The 26,259-nt window shown below is 59.3% G+C and carries 24 protein-coding genes; 6 read left to right on the forward strand and 18 right to left on the reverse strand.

The features are described 5' to 3' along the window. Nucleotides 1-5: 5 nt before the first annotated feature. The 16 genes from BLU25_RS06500 to BLU25_RS06575 form a co-directional block, all read right to left on the reverse strand. The gene (locus BLU25_RS06500; protein ID WP_016781578.1) at nt 6-1,124 is read right to left on the reverse strand and encodes a sensor histidine kinase; all 1,119 of its coding nucleotides are present in this window, start codon (nt 1,122-1,124) and stop codon (nt 6-8) included. A gap of 234 nt (nt 1,125-1,358) precedes the next feature. Continuing rightward, nucleotides 1,359-2,840: a sigma-54 dependent transcriptional regulator gene (locus BLU25_RS06505; protein ID WP_016781579.1), complete on the reverse strand. Its 1,482-nt coding sequence runs from the start codon at nt 2,838-2,840 to the stop codon at nt 1,359-1,361. Between the two features lie 180 nt (nt 2,841-3,020). Next, entirely contained in the window at nt 3,021-3,314 is a 294-nt protein-coding gene (locus BLU25_RS06510; protein ID WP_016781580.1) for a hypothetical protein, read from the reverse strand. A gap of 16 nt (nt 3,315-3,330) precedes the next feature. Then, entirely contained in the window at nt 3,331-3,720 is a 390-nt protein-coding gene (gene fliS / locus BLU25_RS06515; RefSeq protein ID WP_016781581.1) for a flagellar export chaperone FliS, read from the reverse strand. Between the two features lie 96 nt (nt 3,721-3,816). Then, a complete protein-coding gene (fliD, locus tag BLU25_RS06520) occupies nt 3,817-5,178 on the reverse strand; it encodes a flagellar filament capping protein FliD (protein WP_016781582.1) in 1,362 nt (453 codons plus the stop codon). A gap of 95 nt (nt 5,179-5,273) precedes the next feature. Then, nucleotides 5,274-5,624: a flagellar protein FlaG gene (locus BLU25_RS06525; protein ID WP_029611500.1), complete on the reverse strand. Its 351-nt coding sequence runs from the start codon at nt 5,622-5,624 to the stop codon at nt 5,274-5,276. Nucleotides 5,625-5,696: 72 nt separating this feature from the next. After that, entirely contained in the window at nt 5,697-7,376 is a 1,680-nt protein-coding gene (locus BLU25_RS06530) for a flagellin N-terminal helical domain-containing protein (RefSeq protein ID WP_016781584.1), read from the reverse strand. A gap of 357 nt (nt 7,377-7,733) precedes the next feature. Continuing rightward, nucleotides 7,734-8,660 (reverse strand): ketoacyl-ACP synthase III, encoded by a 927-nt coding sequence (locus BLU25_RS06535; protein ID WP_016781585.1) that lies wholly within the window; start codon nt 8,658-8,660, stop codon nt 7,734-7,736. Between the two features lie 355 nt (nt 8,661-9,015). After that, entirely contained in the window at nt 9,016-10,596 is a 1,581-nt protein-coding gene (locus BLU25_RS06540) for a flagellar hook-associated protein 3 (RefSeq protein WP_016781586.1), read from the reverse strand. A 14-nt stretch (nt 10,597-10,610) separates the two neighbouring features. Then, a complete protein-coding gene (flgK, locus tag BLU25_RS06545) occupies nt 10,611-12,635 on the reverse strand; it encodes a flagellar hook-associated protein FlgK (RefSeq protein ID WP_016781587.1) in 2,025 nt (674 codons plus the stop codon). A gap of 10 nt (nt 12,636-12,645) precedes the next feature. Next, a complete protein-coding gene (gene flgJ / locus BLU25_RS06550) occupies nt 12,646-13,902 on the reverse strand; it encodes a flagellar assembly peptidoglycan hydrolase FlgJ (RefSeq protein WP_083369566.1) in 1,257 nt (418 codons plus the stop codon). 10 nt (nt 13,903-13,912) lie between these two features. Beyond that, nucleotides 13,913-15,022, reverse strand: a complete 1,110-nt coding sequence (locus tag BLU25_RS06555) for a flagellar basal body P-ring protein FlgI (RefSeq protein ID WP_016781589.1) — start codon at nt 15,020-15,022, stop codon at nt 13,913-13,915. A gap of 14 nt (nt 15,023-15,036) precedes the next feature. After that, nucleotides 15,037-15,732 (reverse strand): flagellar basal body L-ring protein FlgH, encoded by a 696-nt coding sequence (gene flgH / locus BLU25_RS06560; RefSeq protein ID WP_016781590.1) that lies wholly within the window; start codon nt 15,730-15,732, stop codon nt 15,037-15,039. A gap of 24 nt (nt 15,733-15,756) precedes the next feature. After that, nucleotides 15,757-16,542 (reverse strand): flagellar basal-body rod protein FlgG, encoded by a 786-nt coding sequence (gene flgG, locus BLU25_RS06565; RefSeq protein WP_016781591.1) that lies wholly within the window; start codon nt 16,540-16,542, stop codon nt 15,757-15,759. A 44-nt stretch (nt 16,543-16,586) separates the two neighbouring features. Further along, entirely contained in the window at nt 16,587-17,327 is a 741-nt protein-coding gene (locus BLU25_RS06570; protein ID WP_016781592.1) for a flagellar basal body rod protein FlgF, read from the reverse strand. A gap of 295 nt (nt 17,328-17,622) precedes the next feature. Further along, entirely contained in the window at nt 17,623-19,188 is a 1,566-nt protein-coding gene (locus tag BLU25_RS06575; RefSeq protein ID WP_016781593.1) for a sigma-54-dependent phenylalanine hydroxylase transcriptional regulator PhhR, read from the reverse strand. 360 nt (nt 19,189-19,548) lie between these two features. Between BLU25_RS06575 and phhA the strand changes: the two genes are divergently transcribed. From phhA to BLU25_RS06595, 6 genes are all read left to right on the forward strand, one after another. Then, nucleotides 19,549-20,340 (forward strand): phenylalanine 4-monooxygenase, encoded by a 792-nt coding sequence (gene phhA / locus BLU25_RS06580; RefSeq protein WP_016781594.1) that lies wholly within the window; start codon nt 19,549-19,551, stop codon nt 20,338-20,340. A 49-nt stretch (nt 20,341-20,389) separates the two neighbouring features. After that, entirely contained in the window at nt 20,390-20,746 is a 357-nt protein-coding gene (locus tag BLU25_RS06585; RefSeq protein WP_016781595.1) for a 4a-hydroxytetrahydrobiopterin dehydratase, read from the forward strand. Beyond that, nucleotides 20,746-21,942: an amino acid aminotransferase gene (locus BLU25_RS06590; protein WP_016781596.1), complete on the forward strand. Its 1,197-nt coding sequence runs from the start codon at nt 20,746-20,748 to the stop codon at nt 21,940-21,942. The genes BLU25_RS06585 and BLU25_RS06590 overlap by 1 nt, the downstream gene beginning before the upstream one ends. Nucleotides 21,943-22,244: 302 nt before the next feature. Next, nucleotides 22,245-22,376 (forward strand): hypothetical protein, encoded by a 132-nt coding sequence (locus tag BLU25_RS23835; protein ID WP_016781597.1) that lies wholly within the window; start codon nt 22,245-22,247, stop codon nt 22,374-22,376. A gap of 86 nt (nt 22,377-22,462) precedes the next feature. Beyond that, complete coding sequence (locus tag BLU25_RS23565; RefSeq protein ID WP_016781598.1) at nt 22,463-22,639, forward strand: hypothetical protein; 177 nt, start codon at nt 22,463-22,465, stop codon at nt 22,637-22,639. 35 nt (nt 22,640-22,674) lie between these two features. Next, complete coding sequence (locus tag BLU25_RS06595) at nt 22,675-23,862, forward strand: MFS transporter (RefSeq protein WP_016781599.1); 1,188 nt, start codon at nt 22,675-22,677, stop codon at nt 23,860-23,862. A 125-nt stretch (nt 23,863-23,987) separates the two neighbouring features. On the opposite strand, the gene arfB is transcribed toward BLU25_RS06595, so the two are convergent. Together arfB and BLU25_RS06605 are read right to left on the reverse strand one after the other, a co-directional pair. Beyond that, a complete protein-coding gene (gene arfB / locus BLU25_RS06600) occupies nt 23,988-24,401 on the reverse strand; it encodes an alternative ribosome rescue aminoacyl-tRNA hydrolase ArfB (protein WP_016781600.1) in 414 nt (137 codons plus the stop codon). A gap of 88 nt (nt 24,402-24,489) precedes the next feature. Further along, nucleotides 24,490-25,908: an amino acid permease gene (locus BLU25_RS06605; RefSeq protein ID WP_016781601.1), complete on the reverse strand. Its 1,419-nt coding sequence runs from the start codon at nt 25,906-25,908 to the stop codon at nt 24,490-24,492. Nucleotides 25,909-26,259 lie beyond the last annotated feature (351 nt).

The following is a 26,259-nucleotide window of genomic DNA, read 5'->3' on the forward strand; positions in this document are numbered from 1 at the left end:
CACCATCAGTTTGCCTCCGCGACAACGGGAATCAGCGGCAAGCTGAGCAAGGCACAGGTGCCACGCCCCAGCCGCGAACGTAATTGCAATTGCCCCTGGTGCGCACGCACCACGGCATTGACCACCGCCAGGCCCAGACCGGTACCGGTGGCCTTGGTGGTGAAAAAAGGCTCGCCTAGACGCGCCAGCACTTGCGGCTCAATGCCACTGCCGTTGTCGCTGATACACAACCTGAGGCGGTTATCGCGGCGATACAGGTGCACCTTGAGCCGTACCTGCGGCGTGCCGGCCTGCAGGGCGTTTTCGATCAGATTGAGCAGCGCGCCGACCAGGGTGTCGCGATTGCACAGCAACTGCCCCGCGTAGGCATCACACTGCCAGCGGATCGACACACCTTGCACATGGGTTTGCGCAGCGGCTTGCAGGGCTTGCATCAGTACTTTGGGGGTGACCCGGTCGCCCAGTGGCAGTTCGCCACGAGCAAATACCAGCATGTCGCGCACCTGATGCTCCAGCTCGTGCAGGCGCTCCTTGAGGCGCCCGGCAAAACGCTGCTGGGTTTCCACCGGCAGGGCTTGCTCGGTCAAATGGCTGGCGTAGATCAGCGCGGCTGACAAAGGTGTACGAATCTGGTGAGCCAGGGAAGCGACCATACGCCCCAGGGACGACAGACGTTCATGGCGGGCCAGCTGATCTTGCAGGCGCCGGGTTTCTGTCAGGTCATTGAGCGACACCAGTTGCCCGGGTTCGGCGCCCAGCGAGCGGGTGGCAATTGACAGGCGCCGGCCGTCCTTGAGAGACACTTCATGGCCATCATCTTCGCGTGGGGCAAAGCAGCGGGCGATCACATGACGCCACAACTCACCCTCCAGGGGCAGGCCCAGCAGCTCGCAGGCTGCGGGGTTGGCCTCGCGCACGCGGCCACGATCATCAATAACGATAATCCCGCCAGGCAGCAGATCCAGCAGGTGTTGCAGGCGATTGGCCAGCCGTTCTTTCTCGGCAAGCTCGGCCATGCGCTGCGCACTGACCACCGCCAGCTCGCCGGTCAACTCCGAGACACGGGCTTGCAGCAGGCTGTAGGGATCGGGGGCCGAGGACAACTGGACGGCGGCTTGAGGCATGGGGCGTACTCGCTTGGCTGACCGTCATAAAACAGTCCGTTAAACCAAGCGAAGCAATACCCGTGCCTGAATACACAACACTGCCTGCCCCGCAAGGATGCGCGGGTAAAACCTGGACAGCGTGAGCGCCGTACGGTTGTGGGAGCTGGCTTGCCTGCGATAGAAGCGACGCGGCCTGTCAGGCAGATCGCGGCGATGCTATCGCGAGCAAGCCCGCTCCCACAGAGTCACGCGTCAATCATCCGCCTGATCTTCACCTTCGCGACGGCTCATGCCGTACTTGCGCATTTTTTCGACCAGGGTGGTACGGCGAATCCGCAGGCGCTCTGCCGCACGCGCAACGATGCCATTGGCGTCGTCCAGCGCTTGCTGGATCAAACCCTGCTCCAGCCCGCCCAGGTAGTCCTTGAGGTCCAGGCCTTCGGGCGGCAGCATCGCGTTGGCGCTGGCCACGAAGTCGGTAGTGGCGCTATTAATGGCCACGCGCTCTTCCATATCACTGCGCAGGCTGTCGACCAGTTGCTCGTCTTCGTCGTCGACGTAGCGGAATTTTTTCGGCAGCTCAACCACGCCAATCACCCCGTATGGATGCATGATCGCCATGCGCTCCACCAGGTTGGCCAGCTCGCGGACGTTGCCCGGCCATGCATGACGGCACAACGACATGATGGCAGCCGAGTTGAAGCGGATCGAACCGCGTTTTTCGTGCTCCATGCGCGAAATCAGCTCGTTCATCAGCAACGGAATATCTTCGACCCGCTCACGCAGTGGCGCCATTTCAATCGGGAACACGTTGAGGCGGTAGTACAAGTCTTCGCGGAAGGCGCCGACTTCAATCATGCTTTCGAGGTTTTTGTGGGTCGCGGCAATGATCCGCACATCGGCGCACTGGGTCTTGTTGCTGCCCACACGCTCAAAGGTCCGCTCCTGCAATACACGCAGCAGTTTGACCTGCATCGGCAGGGGCATATCGCCGATTTCATCGAGGAACAGCGTACCGCCATTGGCCAGCTCAAAACGCCCGGCGCGGCTGGTGATGGCCCCGGTAAAGGCGCCCTTCTCATGACCAAACAGCTCGCTTTCCAGCAGCTCGGCAGGAATCGCCCCGCAGTTGACCGGCACAAACGGCGCGTCACGGCGCTTGGAGTGGTAATGCAGATTGCGCGCCACCACTTCCTTGCCGGTGCCGGACTCGCCGAGGATCAGCACACTGGCATCGGTATCGGCCACTTGCTGCATCATCTGGCGCACATGCTGGATCGCCCGGCTGGTACCGACCAGGCTGCGAAACAGATTGGGCTCACGATGACGGCCGCGCTCGCGGGCCTGGTCGTACATCTCGCGATAGACCTGGGCACGGTGCAGGGAATCAAGCAGTTTGCTGTAGCTGGGGGGCATTTCGAGGCTGGACAATACCCGGCGGCGCTGGTCTTCAGGCAGGTCGAGGGCAGAAACTTCACCTAAAAGCATGATCGGCAGGAACTCATCCCACGCGGCCAGTGTCTTAAGCAGTCCTGAAAGGCCACCCGCAGTGCTCACGGTGCCCACAAGCACACAGAGCACTTCACGACTGGACGGCAAGGCGCTGACAGCCTGCTCCCACTCGTGACTAGGGCTGGTCAAATTTTCTTCGCCAAGAAAATTCAGGATCACCGCCAGATCACGGCGGCGGACGCTATCGTCATCGATCAGCAGAATTTTGGTTTCACGCCACATGCAATAGCAACTTCCCTAGTCAACTCAATGCCCCGGATGGCAGGACATATGTAGACGTCCTAACCCTGTTGGATATCTAAGACGACTGAATACAGAATAACGTGCTAGTTAAGTCAAAAAACTGTGCCGAGTCAAATTTATGGCGGTTTAAAACGCAATTAACCACATATTCTTTAGGCCTTAACCGAATAGATGGTAAACCTTTGACGCATTTTTTGCTTGGTTGATCTGCCCCATCTGCTCAACGACCGACTGGCGCTCGTTGGTCGCGGCCTCCAGCAGCATGCGATACACCACCAGCAACCCCTCCAGATTTTCGCGCAACACCGCCTCATCCAGCGGTGCTTCGTCCAGCACATTCTCGACACACACGCGGCAGGCCGAGTCCAGCTCGCCGATGGCATCCCAGTTGCGCTCGGCCAGGGCATCAATCAGCGCTTCGCGGGTTTCCTGAATACGTTGCAGTTGGCTCATGACGCACTCCTCTGGCTTATTGCGGGGCGATGGCATCCCAACCACTTTTTACAGTGATCAGCAGGCGCGCCACTTCATCGATGATTTCCGGGTCGTTCTTGGCATTGGCCAGGGTCAGACGCACGGCCATGTACTCGTACAGGCTGTCCAGTTGCTCCAGCGCCGCCTTGTCGTCGGTCTTTTCTTCATCCAGGCCCTGACGCAAGCCGGTGATGATATCGATGGCCTTGGTAATCAACATGGCCTTCTGCGGGATATCGCCACGGCTCATCGCGCCCTTGGCCTGGGCCATGCGGTCCAGACCGCCTTCCATCAGCATCTGAATCAGACGGTGGGGGCTGGCTTCGGAGATTTGAGCGTGGGAATTAACCTTCTGATACTGACGAAGGGCGCGCATCGGGTTCATGTTTCTACCTCATAACGGTGTCAGGCAAAAATGACTGGTTCTTGATGCTTATATCGACCGGCGCGGCGCAAGCTTTAGCCGCGCAAAGGGCCGACATCAGCTGGTTTTAGGGTTATTCAGCGAGTTGAGCGTGGTCATGATGCTGGAGCTGCTGGCGTTGATCTTGGCGATCAGGGTGTCCATGGCGGTGTACTTGGAAGTCAGCGAAGTTTTCAGACTATCCATGCGTCGATCCAGATCCGCTTGCTGCGTCGTAAGGTCAGTCAGCTTGGTATTCAAGTCAGTCACGCGACTGGCCAGCAGACCCGTAGTGCCGACGTAGCTATCGGTCGCCTTGGTCATACGCGCCACCAGCCCGGTATCACCAGTGAATGCCTTGGCAATTTCAGTTGCGCCATTGGGCTTGGCAACTGCTGCATCCCACTGCTTGTCATCCAGCGTCAGCAACCCGGTTTTTTGATCGGTACTGATACCCATCTGGGACAAGTTGCCCATACTCGACGAGCCAGAGTTTTGCAGCAGCTCGTTACGAATACCGCTGACCAGTTGACGCATCGACGCGTCGCCGGTCAGGGCGCCCGAGGTGGTGGTTGCCGAGTCACCGGTGGCCGTGACCTTGGTTTGCGTGTTGATACTGGTCAACAGCGCGTTGTAGGCACTGACAAACGACTGCACCGAGGTTTTCAGCGTTGCCGTATTAGAAGCCACGGTGATGGTGGACGCTTTGGTATCAATCAGCTCCAGGGTCACACCACTGATGGCGGAAGTGACCTTGTTGCTCGACGACTCCATGGCGATGCCATCGATGGTGTATTCCGCATTCACCGGCGCTTTACCGGCGTCGTAGCCAGTCGACAGCTCTGAATCACCGCTGATGGTGATATCGGTACCCTTACCCGTGGTCTGCGAGCCAATTACCAGACGCGAACCATTGGCGTCGGTCAAAACGTTGGCGCTTATGCCCTTGGACTGCAACTGCGTGTTGATCGCTTCACGTGTCTGCTGAAGGGTTGCGCCTGCGGGGATAGAGACATTGTAGTCAGAGCCGGACTGCGAGATGGTCAGGGTCGTAGGCTCAGTGCCCGAGTTTACGACCGAGGAAGTACCACCCTCAAACACCTTACTGGTGATTTTTGACGAGGTCGCCAACTTGCTCACGTCCAGCGCATAGGTGCCGGTGGAGGCTTTGTCATCAATGGTGACTTTGGAAATTTTTTCGTCTGACGACGTAGCGGCCAGACCGTTGAAACTGGAAACGCTGTTGAGCTTGGCAATGGCTGCACGATAGGTTTCGAGCGACGCTTTTACCGTACCCACTGCGGACAACTGAATGGTAGTGTCTTTTTGTTGCGCGGTAATCTGGCTTTGCTTGGGTGCTTTTTCAGCATCAACCAAGGCTTTCACAATCCCGATGGTGTCAAAACCCGAACCAACACCGGTAATCGTTGAACTGGCCATCTGTATTCTCCTTATCCGGGCTGCCGCTTTATGGGCTTACGCTTTTTTGACGAGCAAGGCCGAGGAAGCAGACAGCATCACAATTCATGCCACGTTCAGGCTTTACCCTGAAAAAGCAGGCTGTGGGGATCAGCCAAATTTTGCGCCAGCTTCAAGGCCACCTCTGAAGGTAGCTGGCGAATGACCTCACCGCTGTCGGCGGCGATCACCTTGACCACCATCACACCGGTGGTGTCATCAATTGAAAAGTCCAGCTTGCGTTGGTTGGACTGTGCGAATTCTTGAATGTCACTGACGGCCTTTTCCAGTTCCGCGCGCTCAGGCGGCATGCCTGTCGACGGGGCCGGGGCCGCGACTGCTTGAGGGGTTGCAACCGGCGCGGGTACGGGACCGGGTGATCCGGTGGCGCTCGGGTAAACGGGATTCAGCTTGATGCTTATGTCCATTTCGTCACCTCAACACTGAAAAAACGAAAGGGCACGTAAACGCGCCCTTCCGTTATCAACTAAGCGCTGAAATTACTGCAGCAGTTTCATCACAGCGGATGGCAGCTGGTTAGCCTGGGACAGGATCGCGGTAGCGGCCTGTTGCAGGGTTTGTTGCTTGGTCAGCTCGGCAGCTTCCGATGCGAAGTCAGTGTCCTGAACGCGACCACGTGCAGCAGTCGAGTTCTCGGAGATGCTTTGCAGGTTGGAAACGGTGCTGTCGAAACGGTTTTGTACAGCACCCAGTGCGGAACGCTGAGTGTCGATCTGCTGGATGGCGCCAGTCAAGGCCTGGATGGTTTGTTGAGCGCCTTCGGCAGTCAACACGCTCAGGTCAGAGACGGTGGTTTCGACTGTGTTGGCTGTAGTGATTTTAGCCGTATCCGTCAGACCCAACGAAGCTAGGCCAGTACCTGCACTGCCGTCAGCAATGGTGATGTCCTTGGTGGAGAACAACTTCAGCGTGTTGTCAGCATTTTTGCTGGCAGTTACCCCAGTGCTTGCGCTGTTGATCGAAGAAACGATGGTGTCCATCGAATCGCCTTTCTTGAACTTCACTTCTACGCCATTGAACGATACGGAAGTATCATTGGTCAGCTTGGCTTGAGTACTGCCTGCTGTCAGGCCCAGTTTGGAAAGCGAACCTGGACCACCAGTACCTGTGCTATCCGCAAGATTGATAGCCTGCCCCTTCTCCGAAGTCAGAACCAGGCGACCATCTTTAACCGAGGCGTTTACGCCTGTTTTAGAGTCAGTATTTGCTTTAGTAATTGCTGCAGCTGCATTCTCAAGAGAACCAGCGGCAATAGTAACCTTGACACCGTTAACTTGAATCTCACCGGCGTCCAACAGATTTTTTGCTGGTGTGGCTGCAGCAACGAAACCCGCATCAGAAGCAGCAGAACCCACTGCAGTAAAATCAGAAGCGGAAGACAGGGTCAACTTAGTTCCAGTAGCAGCATCAGCCGATGCTGTTACGCCCGTCTTAGAGGTTTGCTTGTTGATTTCAGCAACCGCGTCTGCAATTTTCGAATCTTTAGCAATGGCAATATCTGTTCCATTGATCGTTAAGGTTTGATCATCTACAGCAGCAAAGGCCGCCGCACCTGTCGCCTTGAATGTCGCAGCATCGTTCGCACCACCAACAACGTTTGCAGACAGCGTGCTCACGCCACCTGCGGCACTCGCCTCACCATAAGAACCCTTCAAACCAGTAGCACTGATATCGCTCATACCGAACGAGATGGTCTGGTTGGCATCAGCACCGACCTGGAACGACTGGTTCTGGAACGAGCCGTCCAGCAGGTTACGACCACCGAAGGTGGTGGTAGACGAAATACGGGTCAGTTCACCGACTTTCGCTGTGAATTCTTGTTGCAGGGACGCACGGTCATCAGCGCTTTTATCACCGTTCGCAGACTGCAGGGCCAGTTCACGCAAACGTTGCAGAATGTTGGTCGACTCTTGCATCGCGCCTTCAGCCGTCTGTGCAATCGACGAGCCGTTGTTGGCGTTGGCGATGGCAACGGTCATGCCTTTAACTTGGGAAGTCAGACGGTTGGCGATCTGCATGCCGGCAGCGTCGTCTTTGGCGCTGTTGATTTTCAGGCCGGAAGACAGACGGGTCATCGAGGTGCTCAACGAGTCGCCGGCTTTGTTCAGGTTCTTCTGAACGGTCTGGGACGTGACGTTAGTGTTTACTGATAAAGCCATGACGAAATCCTCATTGGATGAATACTGCGGCTTCCGGCCCTGGCAACCGCCGGGTGTGGCCTAGAGAACCTTCGTAATGGTTATCGTCGTGAATGTCGGTTGCTTGAGGGTTATTTTGATTTTTTTTGCAGGCAAGCGGGCCATGCCTTGTAATTCAGGGGGTTAGCGATGCGATGAGCTGCCGCCCCCCCCAGTGTGGGAGCGGGCTTGCTCGCGATTCGGGCGGCGCGGTGCTTCAGGCAAACCAGGGTGATGCCATCGCGAGCAAGCCCGCTCCCACAGATTCAATCAGCCCTGCCAGAAAGCAAAACGCCCATGGCTTTGCGGCCACGGGCGTTTGATGTTTCGGCTTGAAGCTTATGGACGATAGATAATCGCCGAGCCCCACGACAGGCCCACACCAAAACCGCTCAGCGCCACGCGCTTCCAGGTGGCGTCCATCACATGCTTTTCCAGCAGCAGCGGAATGCTCGACGACACGGTATTGCCGGTCTCGACCATATCCTTGATAAATTTCTCCGGCTCGCCTTCAAAACGGCGGGCCACGGCATCAACGATGGCCGCACTGCCCTGGTGGATGCAGAACGCGTCGATGTCCTTGGAGGTCAGCTCCGACTCTTCCAGCAGCTCGTTCAAGTGCGCAGGCACTTTAAGCAGCGCGAAGTTGAACACCTGGCGGCCATTCATAAAGAACACGCCATCACTGACTTTCAGATGCGGGGCACCGGAACCGTCGGTGCCGAACTTGGCCTTGCCCAGCTGCCAGGGAGCGTCTTCGCCCATCCAGGTAGCGGTGGCCGCGTCACCAAAGAGCATGGTGGTGTTGCGGTCTTCCGGGTCGACGATTTTCGAGTACGGGTCGGCCGTCACCAGCAAGCCGTTTTTCAGGCCCGCGGCTTCCATAAAGCCTTTCATCGCGTAGATGCCGTAGACATAGCCCGAGCAGCCCAGGGAGATATCAAAGGCGGCAACGTGGGTCGGCAGGCCGAGCTTGTCCTGGACGATGGCCGCCGTGTGCGGCAGACCTTCGGCGTCGCCGTTCTGGGTGACAACGATCAACGCGTCGATGGATTCGCGTTTAAGCTGCGGATTGTTGCTAAACAGTGCGTTGACGGCTTCAACACACAGGTCCGAGGTTTCCTGGTCAGCATCTTTGCGCGGCAGAAAGGCCGAGCCGATCTTGCCCAGGATGAATTCTTCGTCTTTGGAGAACTTCGCGCCTTGCGCGTAGTTGTCTACACCGCTTGCTGGCAAGTAACTGGCGATGCTTTTAATGCCAATCATTGTGGCTTCCCAATACTAAATAGCTGGAGATCACCCGCTCGCACAACCGAGGGGCGCTGACAATAAAAGGGCTTTATCGCGCAGGAATGCGACGAATATGGGTGCATAACAATAAACAAAACAGCCTGAAAAAGGCCCGGCACCCGCCCGTACGTTTCACACGATACAGTGAAGATGCGCGTTATGACTCATAGGTCACGCTATTTTGTGCGGTTTTATACAAAACATTACAGCCAGAAAGGCGATTTTGTGGGAGCGGGCTTGCCCGCGATGGCAGCAACACGGTATTACCGGCATACCGTGTCGCCTGCATCGCGGGCAGCCCGCTCCCACATTAGCCCCCCTGCACCGCTGTTTAGAGCTGGTTGAACAGGCTCAGCTGGGAGATTTTCACGAACGCCAGTTGCGAGGCTTCAAGCATGGCTTTCTGGAACGCCAGTTCAATGGACGCCCCCGCCATGTCGGTGTTGCCAATCGCCGCCGTGGTGGAGTCGTTGGCCAGGCCCAGGCTGATATTTTCATCGGCCTGGATATCCACCGCCTTCAAACGCGCACCAATCGAGCCCCGGGCGCTGTCGACGCCGGCACTGGCGTTTTTCAGGTTGCCGATCGCGGCGTTGATCGCGTCCTTTTGCGTTTGCTGGGCCAGCGGGTCTTTGTCGCTAGGGATCTCCAGCGCCTTGCGCAGCTGGCTGATGGTGTCCAGCGCGTTCTGGCTCTGGTGGTTGTTGCGGTTGACGACAAACTGGTCGCCCGCCTGCGGTGCTCCAGCGAAGTCGAACTTGATCCCGAGCGCACCGCCGTCAACAGTGCCCTGGGCAATCGACTTGCTGTCGGCGCTCAGCGGCTGGGCATACACCTCGTACTCGGTGGCGCTGGTAAATTTGATCACCGCGCCATTGCTCGGAAAGCTGTCGCCATAGGCCTGGGCGTCGGTCACCGTGGAATTGGTAATCTGCGCCGTCGAGCCGTTGCTCGGCGTGCGCGAGGTATTGATGGTGTCGGCCTTGGCCTCCAGGGTGAAGGTACGCCCCGCCACTGCCGCATCGCGATCCGCCGCCGGGATATCCTTGAGGTTGGGGGTAATGTCGAACGAAACGCCACGCAGGCTGATGCTCTGCGAACCGTCCTTGATCGGGTCGAACACGCCATTACCCGCCACCTGCGAGGTCAGGTCGTTGCCGTCGCGGTCAGTCAGGGTGTACTGGGTGCTGCTGCTGAATTTCAGCGTATAGGGCTGGCCTTCGGCGAAGCTCTTGTTGAACACCGCGCTTGACGTAACCAGGCCGGCAGACACCGAGAGCTTGCCGTCATTGACGGTCGGCTCGCCATTGGCATCCACGCCGGGCACAAAAGTCGCCTGGGTACGCCCGGTATTGGTCGCGCCTTCCATGATGCTTCTGGCCGTATCGCTGCTGGCCAGGGTCAGGGTGTCGGAAACCTTCAGGTTAAGCTGGGTATCGTCACCCTGATAGCTGTAGGTGCCGTCATTGTTGCGAGTGTAAGGCGGTGTGTCGGTTTTGGAGCCGGAGAACATGTAGTTGCCCGCAGCGTCCTTGCTGTTGAGCAGGCTGAACACCTGCTCTTCAATACTGCCCAGTTCGTTGGCAATGGCCAGGCGATCGGCATCGCTTTTACCGCTGCCTGCGCCCAGGGCCAGCTCACTGGCCTTTTGCAATGAGTTGTTGATGCTGTCGAGCACCGCTTCCTGGGCGCCCAGGGACGATTTGATGCTGTTCATATTGGTGCTGTACTGGCCCAGCATGTCTTTTTGCTGTTGCAGTTGCAGCAGGCGCGCCGCGCCGACCGGGTCATCGGCGGCGGTCTGGATGCGCACGCCGGAGTCGATCTGGCCCTGGGTCTTGATCACCGACGAGAAGTTGTTCTGGTAGGTGGCGCTGGTCGATTCAAAAAACTGCGAAGTTGAAATACGCATCGTCGCGGGCTCCCTTAAAGACTGTTGATCAGCGTGCTGAAGGTTGCTTGCGCCGCTTTGATGATCTGCGACGAGGCGGTGTAGTACTGCTGGAACTTGACCAGGTTGGAGGCTTCTTCGTCCAGATTGACCTGGGACACCGAGTTGCGCACTTCCTTGGCGTACGCGAGGGCCGCGCCGTTAGCGGTGCCGTCGACCGCAGCCTGGCTGGCTTTGCCGCCCACCTTGGATACCAACTGGCTGTAGGAAGTAGCCATGCTGACGCCGCCAGTGCCGTCCTTGCCTACGCCCACTGTGGCCTTGGTTTGCAGGCCCAGCAGTTCGTTGGCATTGCGGTTGTCAGCCTTGCCGTCCTTGTTGAACTTGATATCGAAGCTGTCGCCCTTGCCCGGTGAGCCGCTGATGACAGTGTCGAACCCCACGCTGGTGGTCGTGCCATCGGCGTTGGTGACGGGCACATTGATCGTGACCTTGTTGTCCTGGCCGGGCACGATGCTGCCCTTGCCGATTTCCTTGCCTGCCTCGTTCAGCACCCGGTAGCTTTGGGTCCCGTCGGCAGCGGCCTCATCAAAGGCGATACGCACCGGCATCGCGCCTTCAATGTCGCTTTGCGACTTGCCCAGACTGACGCCGCCATAAATATCCAGCGCTGACGACAGATTGAGGCTGCCCACTGCACCCGTACCGGTGTTGGAGCTGCCCGGGCCGGCAACCAGCGGCCCGGCAAATGCCAACTTATTGGCATCGCTCATTTGCACGCCGATATTGCTGGCGCCACTGCGGGTGGGGCTGACCTTGAACGCATCACCAGCGGTCATCGGGCCGCCCTTGAGGTCCAGAGTGAAGCCGTCGATCACCTTGGCCGGATTGTCCGTGGTGGCGAACGCGCCCATATCGGTGCCGTCGGAGCGTTTGACCGAGTACTCGGTGGCGCTGGTAAACGTGACCTGATAGTCGTAGGCGGTCAGCGCGCCGCTGTCGGCGATGCTGACATTGAAGTTGCCCGCGCCAATATTGCCGGTCGCCGCCTGGCTGCGCTGGCTGATGGCCTTGTCACTGTTGATGCTGTTGAACATCGACGAGCCGAACTCGCCATTGGCATCCAGGCCCTGGCCCAACTGCTGGTTGATCGCATCGGCGACCACAATGGCTGTACGCCCCAGATCATTCATGGCCGGAGCCAGCACATCATCGCGATAGCGCAACAGGCCGCCGATCTTGCCGCCACTGAGCACCGAGGTCACGTCGGAGCTCGATTGCTGGTAATTGATCTGGATGCTGTACTGGCTTTTGTCGACCTTGCCCGGTACCGCCGAGAGGGTATTGGAGGTCGAACCCTGCACCAGCGCCTGACCGGTGCCCAGGGTGATGTCGTAGACGTTGTCGTGCTCCTGGACCGTCACCCCGACCAGCTCGTTGAGGGTACGCACGGCTTCGTTGCGCGCATCCAGCAGGTTGTTCGGCGTATTGCCCGCCGTGGTGGCCTGGGCGATCTGCTTGTTCAGCGAGGCAATGGTGGCCGTGTGCTGGTTGACCATCGAGGTCAGGGTATCAAGCTGGCTGTTGATCCCCTCGTTCTGCTGGTTGAGCTGGGACGAAATCGAGTTGAAACGGTTGCTCAGGGTCTGCGCACTGGTCAGCAGCAGCTGGCGCGCCGACACATCACCGGGCGCCGCGGCGGCGGTTTGCAGGGAGCTGAAAAAGCTGCTCAGGGCTGCCGACACGCCGGTGTTTTTATCCGACAGCAGCTTGTCGACCGTGCCGATCTGGTCGAGATAAGCCTGGGCATCGCCGTTGAGCGAGGTGGTGGTTTGCAACTGGGCGTCGAGGTAGGAGTTGTACACGCGGCGCACGTCGGCCAGGGTGGTACCGGTGCCGATAAACACCCCGCCCACCTGTTGCGACGCGCCGCTGCCCTGGACGATCTGCTGACGCGAATAGCCCGAGGTATTGGCGTTGGCAATGTTGTTGCCGACTGTCGCCAATGCGCCCTGACTGGCGTTGAGCCCCGACATCCCGATGTTGATCAAACTCGCCATGGTTCAAACCTTATAAATTCGTGAGAGAACCCGTCGAGGCGTAGCTCTGGTAGGTTTTCATTTGCTTGGCTATCTGCGAAATCTTGCTCGCGTACTCAGGGTCGGTTGCGTAACCGGCCTTCTGCAACTCGCGTACAAACTGCTCCGGTTTATCGGCCGCATTGAGCACATCTTTATAACGATTGTTGCTCTGCAACAGCGTCACCAGATCATGGAAGCTGTCCTGGTAGGAGTCGTAGGAACGGAAGTCTGCCGTCTCCTTGACCATCTGCCCGCCCTTGAACTCGCTGGTGATGGCCCGCGCCTGGGCGCCCTGCCAGCTGCCGGTGGCCTTGATGCCGAACAGGTTGTGGCTGCTGCTGCCATCTTGCTGGCGCATCACCGATTTGCCCCAGCCGGTTTCCAGTGCGGCTTGCGCCACCAGGTACAGCGGGTCGACGCCGATGCGGTCGGCGGCCTGTTGCGCCATCGGCAGCATGGTGGCGACAAACGCATCCGGCGACTCGAAGGCCTGTTTGGCCGGGGCCAATGGCGGCTGCGCCACGGCACGACCGTAAATCTGCATGCGCCCTTGCGCGCCGCTGGCGCTGAGCATCGGCTGGCGGCTGCCCTTGAGCACCGCATCCAGCCCCGGCGATGTGCGCCCAGGTACGGTGGCGGTATTGAGCGCGGTGCGCGCCGGGTCCGCCGATGGCACGATGCCAGCCAGCAAACGGTCAGTGAGCTTGCTCGGCAACGCCAGGCGGCGCTGATTGAGCATGGCCATATCATTTTTATGACCGTCAGCTACGGCTGCCGGCGTAGTGGTAACCCGCGAAGCCCACAATGGACGCTGACCGCTGGAGCGCACAAAAGGGCTGTCGACGGTGGTGGCCGCCGGCGCTTTGACTTCGGCGGTCAGCGCCGTGGTAGCCGCAGCCTCCCCCGGCACCGCAGCCTTGTTTTTCGACATCTGGCGCATCAGCACATCGGCCAGGCCGATGCCACCGCCCTGGCGGGACAGGGTCACTGACAGCTGCTGGTCGTACATTTCCTGATACTGCTTGGCCGCAGGAGTATTGAGCGGGTTGTCCTTGCCCAGCACTTCGTTGGCCGAGCGCATGGACTTGAGCATTTCGTTAAGGAACAGCGACTCGAATTCCTGCGCCACCTTGCGCATATTGCCGTCGCTTTCGCGGTCGCCGACTTTCAGCTTATTCAGCCGATTCAGGTCGGTAAACGCCCCCGAATCGCTGCTCGCCACTACTCCGCTCTTGGACATGTCCATGCTGTCAGCCTCAGATCACGATCAGGTCGGCTTGCAGGGCGCCGGCCTGTTTCAGTGCTTCGAGAATTGCCATCAAGTCTCCTGGCGCTGCGCCGACCTGGTTTACCGCCCGCACGATCTCGTCGAGGGTGGTGCCCGGGCCGAACTTGAACATCGGCTTGGCTTCCTGCTGGGCATTGAGCCGCGAACGCGGCACCACGGCGGTCTCGCCGTTGGACAGCGGGCCGGGCTGGCTGACAATCGGGTCTTCGGTGATGGTCACGGTCAGGCTGCCGTGGGTCACTGCGGCGGGCGAAACCTTGACGTTCTGGCCAATCACGATGGTGCCGGTACGCGAGTTGATGATGACCTTGGCCACCGCCTGCCCCGGATCGACTTCGAGGTTTTCCAGGATCGACAGGTAATCAACACGCTGGCTCGGGTCCAGTGGTGCCGTCACTCGCACCGAGCCGCCATCGATGGCCTGCGCCACACCTGGGCCGAGCAGGTCGTTGATCTTGTCGACAATACGCTTGGCGGTGGTGAAGTCCGAACGGTTGAGGTTCAGGGTCAGGCTGTTGCCCTGATTGAAACCGCTGGGCACGGCCCGCTCCACCGATGCTCCACCCGGAATGCGCCCGGCCGACGGCACGTTGACGGTGATTTTCGAGCCGTCGCGGCCTTCGGCATCAAAACCGCCGACCACCAGGTTGCCCTGGGCCACCGCATACACATTGCCATCGATGCCTTTAAGCGGTGTCAGCAGCAGCGTACCGCCGCGCAGGCTTTTGGAGTTGCCGATGGAGGAAACCGTGATATCAATCACCTGCCCCGGCTTGGCGAATGCCGGCAAATCGGCGCTGATGGACACCGCCGCAACGTTTTTCAGCTGCACATTGCCCGACCCCGGCGGCACCTTGATGCCGAACTGGGACAGCATGTTATTGAAGGTTTGCAGGGTAAACGGGGTTTGCGTGGTCTGATCGCCCGTACCGTTCAAGCCCACCACCAGGCCATAACCAATCAATTGGTTGGAGCGCACGCCGGAAATGCTGGCGATGTCTTTCAACCGTTCGGCGTGGGCGCCCAGGGCGGTCGACAACAGCAACACGGCGGCCAGCAGATGCTTGAGGTTAGGCATGGTGAAGTTCATCACTAAAAGGGAAACAGCGGGCTAAGGAAGAAACGGTCAAACCAGCCCGGCTGGCTCGCATCGGCAAACGAGCCGGTGCCCGAGTAGGTGATGCGCGCATCGGCCACGCGGGTCGAAGACACGGTGTTATCGGTGGCAATGTCATCGGCACGCACCAGGCCGGCAATGCGCACCAGTTCATCGCCGGTGTTGAGGGTCATCCACTTTTCGCCGCGCACGGCGATGATGCCGTTGGGCAACACGTCGGCCACGGTCACGGTGATCGAACCGGTCAGGCTGTTGCCCTGCCCGGCCTTGCTGTCGCCCTTGGTGGCACGGCTGCCGCTGTAACCGGCATTGAGGCTCAGGTCACCCCCTCCCAGCGGGTTGTTGGTGGTCAGGCCGCTGCCGAACAACGAGGTCAGGCCGATGCTGGTGTTGCTGTTTTTACCGATGGCCGAGTTGGCGTTTTTGCTCGCCTGGGTCTTCTCGTTCAAGGTGATGGTGATGATGTCGCCGATACGGTACGCCTTGCGGTCGCTGTACAGGTTCTGCTCGAAACCGGCCTGGTAGATCGAGCCGTTGTTGGCCGCAGCCGGCAGCGGCGTACGCGGCAGCACAGGTGCGTAGTACGGATCGTTGGCCCGTGGTGGCGGGCTGACGCAACCGGCCACAAGGGTAATGGCGCCCAGTGCCAGAACAGAAAACAAGCGCTTCATGAGCTCTCCCGCTATTTCACGTAATTACAGGTTTTGCGTTACGAACGACAACATCTGGTCAGCGGTGGAGATAACTTTGGAGTTCATCTCGTAGGCACGCTGAGTGGTAATCATGTTGACCATTTCTTCCACGGTGCTGACGTTCGAGGTCTCGAGCATGCTTTGCATGGTCAAACCGAAACCGTTCAGGCCCGGGGTGCCGATCTGCGGCGCGCCGCTGGAAGCGGTTTCCAGGAACAGGTTGCCACCCTGGGACTGCAAGCCCGCCGGGTTGATAAAGTCGGCGGTCTGCACGTTGCCGATCACTTGCGCCGCCGGGTTGCCGGAAATGGTCACCGACACAGTGCCGTCCTGGCCGACGGTGAAGGTCTGGGCATCAGCCGGCACCACAATCGCCGGTTCCAGGGCAAAGCCGCTGGCGGTGACGATCTGACCGTTGGAGTCCAGGTGAAAAGTACCGTCACGGGTGTAGGCCGTTGTACCGTCGGGCTGCATGATCTGGAAAAATCCACGGCCATTGATCGCCATGTCCAGCGGCTGCTCGGTGGTTTGCAGGCTACCGGCAGAGAAGTTCTTTTGCGTGCCGACGATGCGCACCCCGGTACCCACTTGCAGGCCCGAGGGCAGCTCGCTGTCCTGGGTGGACTGGGCACCCGGCTGGCGCTTGATCTGGTAGAGCAAGTCCTGGAACTCGGCGCGATCACGCTTGAAGCCGGTGGTCGAGACGTTGGCCAGGTTGTTGGAAATGGTGGTCAGGTTGGTGTCTTGTGCAGCCAAACCCGTTTTTGCAACCCACAGTGCCGGAAGCATGGTGCTCTCCTCGCGCGCCGGTTTTTCGGCGCTCGTTCAAGTAATTAGCTGATGGACAGGACGCGAGTCATGGCCTGATCGTCTTCTTTGGCGGTGTTCATCATTTTGATGTGCAGTTCGAACTGCTTGGACAGGGCCAGCACCGAGGTCATCTCATCCACGGCATTGACGTTGCTCGCCTCCAGAAAGCCCGAGGTCACCCGCACATTGGCATCGGCCGGGGCCGGCTGCCCGTCGTTGGTGTGGATCAGGCCGTCGAGGCCCTTGCTCATGGTTTTCAGGTCTGGCTGGACCAGCTTGATCCGGTCCACTTGCGCCATCACCCGGGGGCCTTCGCCCTGGGCGCGGATGCTGATGGTGCCGTCTTCGCCGACTTCGATCTGCTGCTGGGGCGGCACCGCGATCGGCCCGCCATTGCCCATGATCGGCATGCCGTTACCCGCCCGCAGGATACCCAGGGCATCCACGTTCATACTGGCGGTGCGCACATAGGCCTCACTGCCGTCGGGGGCCTGTACCGCCAGCCAGCCGTCACCGGACACGGCCACATCGAGGTCACGACCGGTCTCGACCAGCGCACCGGGGCTGAAGTCGGTGGCCGGGCGCTCGGTCAGGGCAAAGGCACGCGCCGGAAAGCTGTCACCAAACACCGGCATCGAGCGGGCCTGTTCCAGGTCACGCTGAAAACCGTTGGTCGAGATGTTCGCCAGATTGTTGGCATGCGCCTTCTGCGCCAGTGCGTTCTGACTGGCGCCGGTCATTGCCACATAAAGGTACTTGTCCACAGTCTTTCCTCTGTCTGACGGACGCTTGCCGTCCACCGCTGTACTGCAGAGGTCATTGCAATTTGCGCACCAACTTTATTTTGACGCGCTGCGGCGCGGGTTTGCACAGGGATGGGGGGAGATTCGGGGCGGGGGAACGGCGGGGTTCTGCCGGTTGCGGCAATGGGTGGCCTGCCGAGTCGCGTCAATCTTGTGGGAGCGGGCTTGCTCGCGATTCTGGCGGCGCGATATGTCTGGCACACCGCAGCGATATCATCGCGAGCAAGCCCGCTCCCACAGACCAGCACTTACAGGTTTAAGCGTCCTTGCCCGGCTTGATAATGTCGTGCTCGCGCAGTTTGTTGGCGATGGTGGTATGGGACACCCCCAATCGCTTGCCCAGCAATCGGCTACTTGGGTGCTCGGAATACAGTTGCTCCAGCACCGCCTTTTCGAAACGCCCGACAATCTGCTCCAGGCCGCCCTCCAGCGAAAACTCGCCCAGGGGCTGGCGCACGCCGTAATCCGGCAGGCGGATATGCTCGGCCTTGACCACCCCGCCATCGCACAGCGACACCGCCTGGAACAGCACGTTCTCCAACTGACGCACGTTGCCCGGCCAGTGGTAGTGGCGCAACCGTTCCATCGCCGCAGGCGCCAGGCGCGGTAGCGAACAACCAATCTGGCGGCTGGCCTGATCGAGAAAATGCTCCACCAGCGGTTCCAGCCCGTCCAGGCAATCGCGCAACGGCGGGATATGCAGCGACAGCACGTTGAGGCGGTGATAGAGATCCTGGCGGAACTCGCCCCGGGCACACAGCTCCGACAAGTCGACCTGGGTGGCACACATCACCCGCACATCGAGATAGACCTCTTCATCACTGCCGACACGGCGAAAGCAGCCGTCCTGCAAGAAGCGCAGCAATTTGACCTGCAAGCGCGGGCTCATTTCACCCACGCCATCAAGAAACAGCGTACCCCCGGCCGTCAGCTCCAGCAGGCCCAGCTTCCCTTCCGCCCGCGCCCCTTCAAATGCACCAGGGCCGTAGCCGAACAACTCGGTTTCAGCCATCGATTCGGGCAGGCCAGCGCAGTTAAGCGCCATCAATGGCGACTGGCCACGAGGGCTGGCCAGATGGCAGGCACGGGCCAGCAGCTCCTTGCCGGTACCGGTTTCGCCTTCTATTAATAGCGGCGCATCCAGCGGCGCCATGCGCCGGGCTTCGCGCACCACGGCAGCCATGACCTTCGAGCTCTGGAAAATACTGTCAAAGCCGCGCAGTTCCTGCTTGCGCACATTGTAAATCTGCTCGCCTACCCGGTCGGCGCGGTGCAGGGTCAGCACGGCCCCGGCCATCGCCTCGCTTTCATCATGCTCGAGTTGCAGCGGCGCGATATCCGCCAGGTACACCAAACCCTTGATCTTGACCCGCAGGCCATTGATGCGCGACTTGTTGGCCCGCACCAGCTCGGGCAGGTCAAAATCTTCGGCATAACGGGACAGGGAAATGCCCGGCACCTCATCGACCCGCACCCCGAGCAATTGCGCCGCAGCCCGGTTGGCCGCAACGATGCATCCGCCCATGTCGATGGACAGCACCGGAAACTCCAGCGCCCCGAGCAAGGCGTTGAGCTCCATATGCCTGCGCTCGCTGGGCATCAGTCCTACTCGCTTGACACCAAAGACCCCGGAGATGGTTTCAAACTTCGGACGCAGGGCCTGAAACTGCAGGTTGATCAGATTGGGGCAGTACAGGTAAATCGCATTGCCCTGATCGCCGCCGACCTCCCCGCGCTTGACGTTGATGCCGTAGGCCACCAGCAGGTTGAGAATGTCGCGAAGAATGCCAATCCGGTTTTGGCAGTGGACTTTGATACGCATGGCAATTGCTCGGAAATGGCAGAAAGTGAAGATCAAATGTGGGAGCGGGCTTGCTCGCGATGCAGGCGGTGCGATTTGCCTGATACACCGCAGCGATACAATCGCGAGCAAGCCCGCTCCCACCAGTAAATTGTTTTTGTCCGCAAAGGCATTTCTTCGTCACGATTTTGTGACAGATGCACTGTCGCGCACTCAAGAATGACAGCTCGCCCCTCACGTCGTAACGAATACTTTACGAATAAGCGCCATCATCCCAGCATTACTGGCTTTAGGCTAGCTGCACACAGCAATCACTTGGGGTATCACTAAGGCATCGCAACAACACCGAATAATAAAAACGATTTCCTTGCGGAGAGCCCCATGAAGCAAACGAAATACGTCGCCCGTGAGCCTGATGCCAATGGCTTTATCGACTACACACCGGCCGAGCACGGGGTGTGGAACACACTGATTACCCGCCAGTTGAAACTGCTGGAAGGCCGCGCCTGCCCCGAGTACATGGAGGGCATCGAAAAGCTGGACCTGCCCCACGACCGCATCCCGCAACTCGACGAGATCAATCAGGTACTGGGTGCTACCACAGGCTGGCAAGTTGCCCGGGTACCCGCACTTATTCCCTTCCAGACCTTTTTCGAATTACTGGCCAACAAGCAGTTTCCGGTGGCCACCTTTATTCGCACACCCGAAGAGCTGGATTACCTGCAAGAGCCGGATATTTTTCACGAGATTTTCGGCCACTGCCCGCTGCTGACCAACCCGTGGTTTGCCGAATTCACCCACACCTACGGCAAGCTCGGCCTGCAGGCGAGCAAAGAACAACGGGTATATCTGGCGCGCCTGTACTGGATGACCATCGAGTTCGGCCTGGTCGACACCCCTGAAGGCAAGCGCATTTACGGTGGCGGGATTCTGTCGTCGCCCAAAGAAACGGTTTACAGCCTGTCGTCAGAGCCGGAACATCAGGTTTTCGACCCGCTGGAAGCCATGCGCACGCCATATCGCATCGATATTCTGCAGCCGCTGTATTTTGTCCTGCCGGACTTGAAGCGGCTGTTCGACCTGGCCCACGAAGACATCATGGGCATGGTCGAAAAAGGCATGACCCTGGGCCTGCATGCGCCCAAGTTCGCGCCAAAACCGAAAGCGGCCTAAGCCTTTTTTACCTACACACATCAATAAAAAACGAATTCAGGAATACACCATGAACGCACTGAACCAAGCCCACTGCGAAGCCTGCCGCGCCGATGCTCCACAGGTCAGCGACGAAGAGTTGCCGATCCTGATCAAACAGATCCCGGACTGGAACATCGAAGTTCGCGACGGCATCATGCAGCTGGAAAAGGTCTTTCTGTTCAAGAACTTCAAATTCGCCCTGGCCTTTACCAATGCCGTGGGTGAAATCGCCGAAGCCGAAGGCCATCACCCGGGTCTGCTGACCGAATGGGGTTCGGTCACCGTGACATGGTGGAGCCACTCGATCAAGGGCCTGCACCGCAACGACTTCATCATGGCCGCACGCACCGATGAAGTGGCCAAAACTGCCGAAGGTCGCAAGTAATGCACTTCGCCGATATTGGTCGGGTGCCGGGCGACCCGATCCTCGGTTTGATGGACGCCTATCAACAGGACACCAATCCGGACAAGTTTGACCTGGGCGTGGGCGTTTATAAAGACGCCAATGGCCTGACGCCGATCTTGCAATCGGTAAAGCTGGCTGAGCAGCGCCTGGTCGACCAGCAACAGACCAAAACCTATATCGGCGGTCATGGTGACAGCCGATTCGGGCAACTGATCAGCGAACTGGTGCTGGGCGAAGACTCGCCCCTGCTGGCGGCCAAACGCGCCGGCGCCACCCAGACCCCGGGCGGCACTGGCGCGCTGCGCCTGAGCGCCGATTTTATCGCGCAATGCCTGCCGGGCCGCGGTATCTGGCTGAGCGACCCGACCTGGCCGATCCACGAAACCATCTTTGCTGCGGCCGGGCTGAAGATCAGTCACTACCCCTATGTGGGCAGCGACAACAAGCTCAATGTCGCGGCCATGCTCGAAGCGCTGGAGCACGCGCCAAAAGGCGATGTCGTACTGCTGCACGCCTGCTGTCACAACCCGACCGGCTTCGACCTGTCCCAAGCGGACTGGTTGCAGGTGCTGGATGTGGTACGCCGCCGCGAATTGCTGCCGCTGATCGACTTTGCCTACCAGGGTTTTGGCGACGGACTGCAGGAAGATGCCTGGTCGACCCGCCTGTTCACCCGTGAACTGCCGGAAGTGCTGATCACCAGTTCGTGCTCGAAGAACTTCGGCCTGTACCGCGAACGGGTCGGTGCATTGATTGTGTGCGCCCATGACGCCGAAAAGCTGACCGATATCCGCAGCCAGCTGGCCTATATTGCGCGCAACTTGTGGTCCAACCCGCCGGATCACGGCGCAGCGGTGGTGGCGACCATCCTCGGCGATGCCCAGCTGAAAACCCTGTGGGCCGACGAAGTGGAAGCCATGCGCAGCCGTATCGCGCAATTGCGCAGCGGCCTGGTTGAAGCGTTGACGCCATTCGGTCTGGCGGAACACTTTGCCCATATCAATGAGCAACGCGGGATGTTTTCGTACACCGGCCTGACCCAGGAGCAAGTCCAGTTGTTACGCGAAAAACACAGCGTATACATGGTCGGCTCGGGGCGCGCCAATATGGCCGGGGTCGACGGCACGCGCCTGAGCCTGCTGGCCAAGGCGATAGCGCAGGTGTGTACGCACTAAACGCCGCTCCCGTAGCAGCTGCCGAAGGAACGAGGCTGCGTCCGACGACGCAGTCGTCGTAAAACCAGAGAGCCGGGCTTTACTGACACACCGCAGTATCTGATTTTGCGACGACTTCGTCGGGGTGCCGCATCCCGCCGAACGCAGCCTTCGTTCCTCGGCAGCTGCTACGGGTCCAGCGACAGCTGCAAAATGAAAAGTTCGATACAAATCCCCCCAGACGCAATAAAAAGACAAATTGTCACACTCCCTCCTGTATCCTTAGCAAGCTACTTAAAACACACCTTACGAGGAGCGCGACGATGCACGAGATCCCAAACCTCCCCTTCCCAAGCCTGCACGAAACCGAGCAGCCAACCCCGCAACACACCAGTGGCGAAAACCCCGCACTGGACGAGGCCTCTGAAAGCCTCCAGGCCGACAGCGAAGACTGACGGCTCACCATCAGACGGTGCGAAAAGCACCCTGTTTTTCACACCGTCTGACACAATCGCTCCACCCCCCTATTCCGGATTCAAGCGTGACTGACACCTTCAGCGACACCCAGGCCAGCGTCCTGATCGGCACCGCCGAGAAAATGATCGACCTCTGGGAGCGCCTCAGCCCCGAGAAGCAAGCGCTCTTGCTCAAGCGCTTCGGCACCCAGGAAAATGCCCTGGCTGCGTTAATCGCGACACAATTGGTTGCACCGTTGTAATCTGCCCCAACCGCACCCCGCAGGACCCCTACCCCATGCCTGAAACACAGCGCCCCCTGGCAATCACGCTGCAAGTGGTTTCCATCGTCCTGTTTACCTTTATCGGCTACCTGAACATCGGTATTCCACTGGCCGTTCTGCCGGGTTACGTACACAACCATCTCGGTTACGGCACGGTGATCGCCGGGCTGGTGATCAGCGTGCAGTATTTGGCCACGCTATTGAGCCGCCCGTACGCCAGCCGCTTTATCGATACCCGGGGCAGCAAGCGCGCCGTGATGATCGGCCTGGCCGGCTGCGGCCTGAGCGGCGTGTTTATGCTGGTGTCCAGCTGGCTGACAAGCATGCCGGCCTGGAGCCTGGCCAGCCTGCTGATCGGCAGGCTGGTGCTGGGCAGCGCGGAAAGCCTGGTGGGCTCTGGCTCCATCGGCTGGGGCATAGGCCGGGTCGGCGCACAGAACACGGCCAAGGTGATTTCCTGGAATGGCATCGCCAGTTACGGCGCCATTGCCATTGGCGCGCCGCTGGGCGTGGTCATGGTCGGCCACTTGGGCATGTGGAGCCTGGGCGCAAGCATTATGGCCCTGGGAGCGCTGGGCGTACTGCTGGCCTGGCCAAAACTGGCAGCCCCCATTGTCAGCGGCGTGCGCTTGCCGTTCCTGCATGTACTGGGGCGAGTTTTGCCCCACGGCACCGGACTGGCCCTGGGTTCGATCGGCTTTGGCACCATCGCGACCTTTATCACCCTGTACTACGCAACCAACCACTGGGAAAACGCGGCACTGTGCCTGAGCCTGTTTGGCGCCAGCTTTATCAGTGCGCGCTTGCTGTTCGGCAATCTGATCAACCGTATCGGCGGTTTTCGCGTGGCAATTGCCTGCCTGAGTGTCGAGACCCTGGGTTTGCTGTTGCTGTGGCTGGCGCCCAACCCGGAGTTGGCCCTGGCGGGCGCGGCCTTGAGCGGCTTTGGCTTTTCGCTGGTGTTCCCGGCGCTGGGGGTTGAGGCCGTCAACCTGGTACCGGCTTCCAGCCGTGGTGCTGCGGTGGGTGCGTATTCGCTGTTTATCGATCTGTCGCTGGGTATCACCGGGCCGCTGGTGGGTGCCGTGGCGGCAGGGTTCGGCTTTGCGTCGATCTTTCTGTTTGCGGCGCTGGCGGCGCTTACCGGACTGTTGCTGAGTGTTTATCTGTATCGCCAGGCGCAGAACGCAAGAGCGTACTAGCCCGCAATCAGGGTGATATACCTGTGGGAGCGGGCTTGCCCGCGATGCAGACGGAGTGGTGTGTCAGGTAAAACATGGCGATGCCATCGCGGGCAAGCCCGCTCCCACAGGACTGCTGCTGCCCCCTAGAAATCCACCTTGCCCCGCCCGGCCTTGATGTTGCCGCGCTTGGTCTTGGATTCCAGCCGACGCTTTTTCGAGCCCAGGGTCGGCTTGGTCGGGCGGCGCTTTTTCTCCACCTTGGTCGCACTGACGATCAACTCAGCCAGACGCTCCAGCGCATCCACCCGATTTTGCTCCTGGGTGCGATATTGCTGGGCCTTGATAATCAGCACGCCATCACTGGTGATGCGGCTGTCACGCAGCGCCAGCAGCCGCTCCTTGTAAAAATCCGGCAACGACGAATTGGGGATATCAAAGCGCAGGTGCATGGCGCTTGAGACTTTATTGACGTTCTGCCCGCCCGCACCCTGGGCGCGAATGGCCGTCAGTTCGATCTCGGCATCAGGGATATGCACGTTGTTGGAAATCACCAGCATCAAAAAGGGTCCGTGTTCAGGGCCTCAAGGATACCCCACAAACAACAAACCCGGCGCAATGGCCGGGTTTGCAGGGTTACCTCAGGGTTTACTTGGCAGAACTGTAAGCCGCTGTCTGCGCCTGTACGGCACGCTTGTTCTTGATCACAAAGCACAGCCACATAAAGGCCACCCACACCGGAATCGCGTACACCGACACGCGAATCCCCGGGATCAACAGCATGATCACCAGGATGAACGCCACAAATGCCAGGCAGATGTAGTTGCCGTACGGGTACCACAGGGCCTTGAACAACGGAACCTGCGCGGTCTTGTCCATATGCTGGCGGAACTTGAAGTGCGAGTAGCTGATCATCGCCCAGTTGATCACCAGGGTCGCCACTACCAATGACATCAGCAGTTCCAGCGCATCATGGGGCATCAGGTAGTTAAGCAGTACTGCAATGACCGTTACCGCCGCCGAGGCCAGGATCGAGTTGACCGGCACGCCGCGCTTGTCGATTTTGGCCAGCACTTTCGGCGCATCGCCCTGCTGTGCCATGCCCAGCAACATACGGCTGTTGCAGTAGGTGCCGCTGTTGTACACCGACAACGCTGCAGTCAGGACCACAAAGTTGAGGATGTGCGCGGCGGTGTTGCTGCCCAGCATCGAGAACACTTGCACAAACGGGCTGCTGCTGTAGCTGTCGCCACCGGCATTGAGGGTTTCCAGCAGCGAGTCCCACGGGGTCAACGACAGCAGGACCACCAGGGCACCGATATAGAAAATCAGGATGCGGTAGATCACCTGGTTGATCGCTTTCGGGATCACGGTGCGTGGCTTGTCGGCTTCTGCGGCGGTGAAACCGAGCATTTCCAGACCGCCGAAGGAGAACATGATAAAGGCCATGGCCATGATCAGACCGGTCGTCCCGTTCGGGAAGAAACCACCGTGTTCCCACAGGTTGCTCACCGATGCCTGCGGGCCACCGCTGCCGCTGACCAGCAGGTAGCTGCCCAGGGCGATCATGCCGACAATCGCCACAACCTTGATGATCGCGAACCAGAATTCCGCCTCGCCGAACACTTTGACGTTGGTCAGGTTGATCAAGTTGATCAGTACGAAGAAGGCCGCTGCCGAGGCCCAGGTCGGGATCTCCGGCCACCAGTAGTGCACGTACTTGCCGACCGCAGTCAGCTCCGACATGCCCACCAGGATGTACAGCACCCAGCAGTTCCAGCCCGACATGAAGCCGGCGAAACCGCCCCAGTATTTATGGGCAAAGTGACTGAAGGAGCCGGCGACCGGTTCTTCGACGATCATTTCGCCGAGCTGGCGCATGATCATGAACGCGATAAAGCCGCAGATCGCATAGCCCAGGATCATCGACGGGCCGGCCGACTTGAGTACCCCGGCCGAACCGAGGAACAGGCCAGTGCCAATCGCGCCACCGAGGGCTATCAGCTGGATGTGACGATTTTTCAGGCCGCGTTTAAGCTCGCCCGAATGCGAGGTATTTCCACTCATTGCAAAGGTCCCACACAAGGTTTGATGTGATTCAGTGCGTTGTAACTTGAGCACCAGAGGCAGTGATCGAAGGGTCTACAACACAAATCAAACCCCAGCGCAGGCGCCAGGAATCCAAGGTTGTTTCACGAGTCATGCGTCACCTGTTTGTTTTTATCTGTGACGGAATCGAACCCGCAACGCTTGTGGCATTGCGGAGTTATCAAGGCGGGTAGCCTTGAGGTTTTGGCCATTCGGTGTAACGCCGAGCGGCGCAAAATGCGCGGGTACGCAATTGAGTCACAGTTAAAACGCGGCGCATTGTACACCCGCACGAAGGCAAGATCCCATCACACAGCCGATTGCAATACG

This window comes from Pseudomonas fragi (assembly GCF_900105835.1).
Taxonomy (GTDB): domain Bacteria; phylum Pseudomonadota; class Gammaproteobacteria; order Pseudomonadales; family Pseudomonadaceae; genus Aquipseudomonas; species Aquipseudomonas fragi.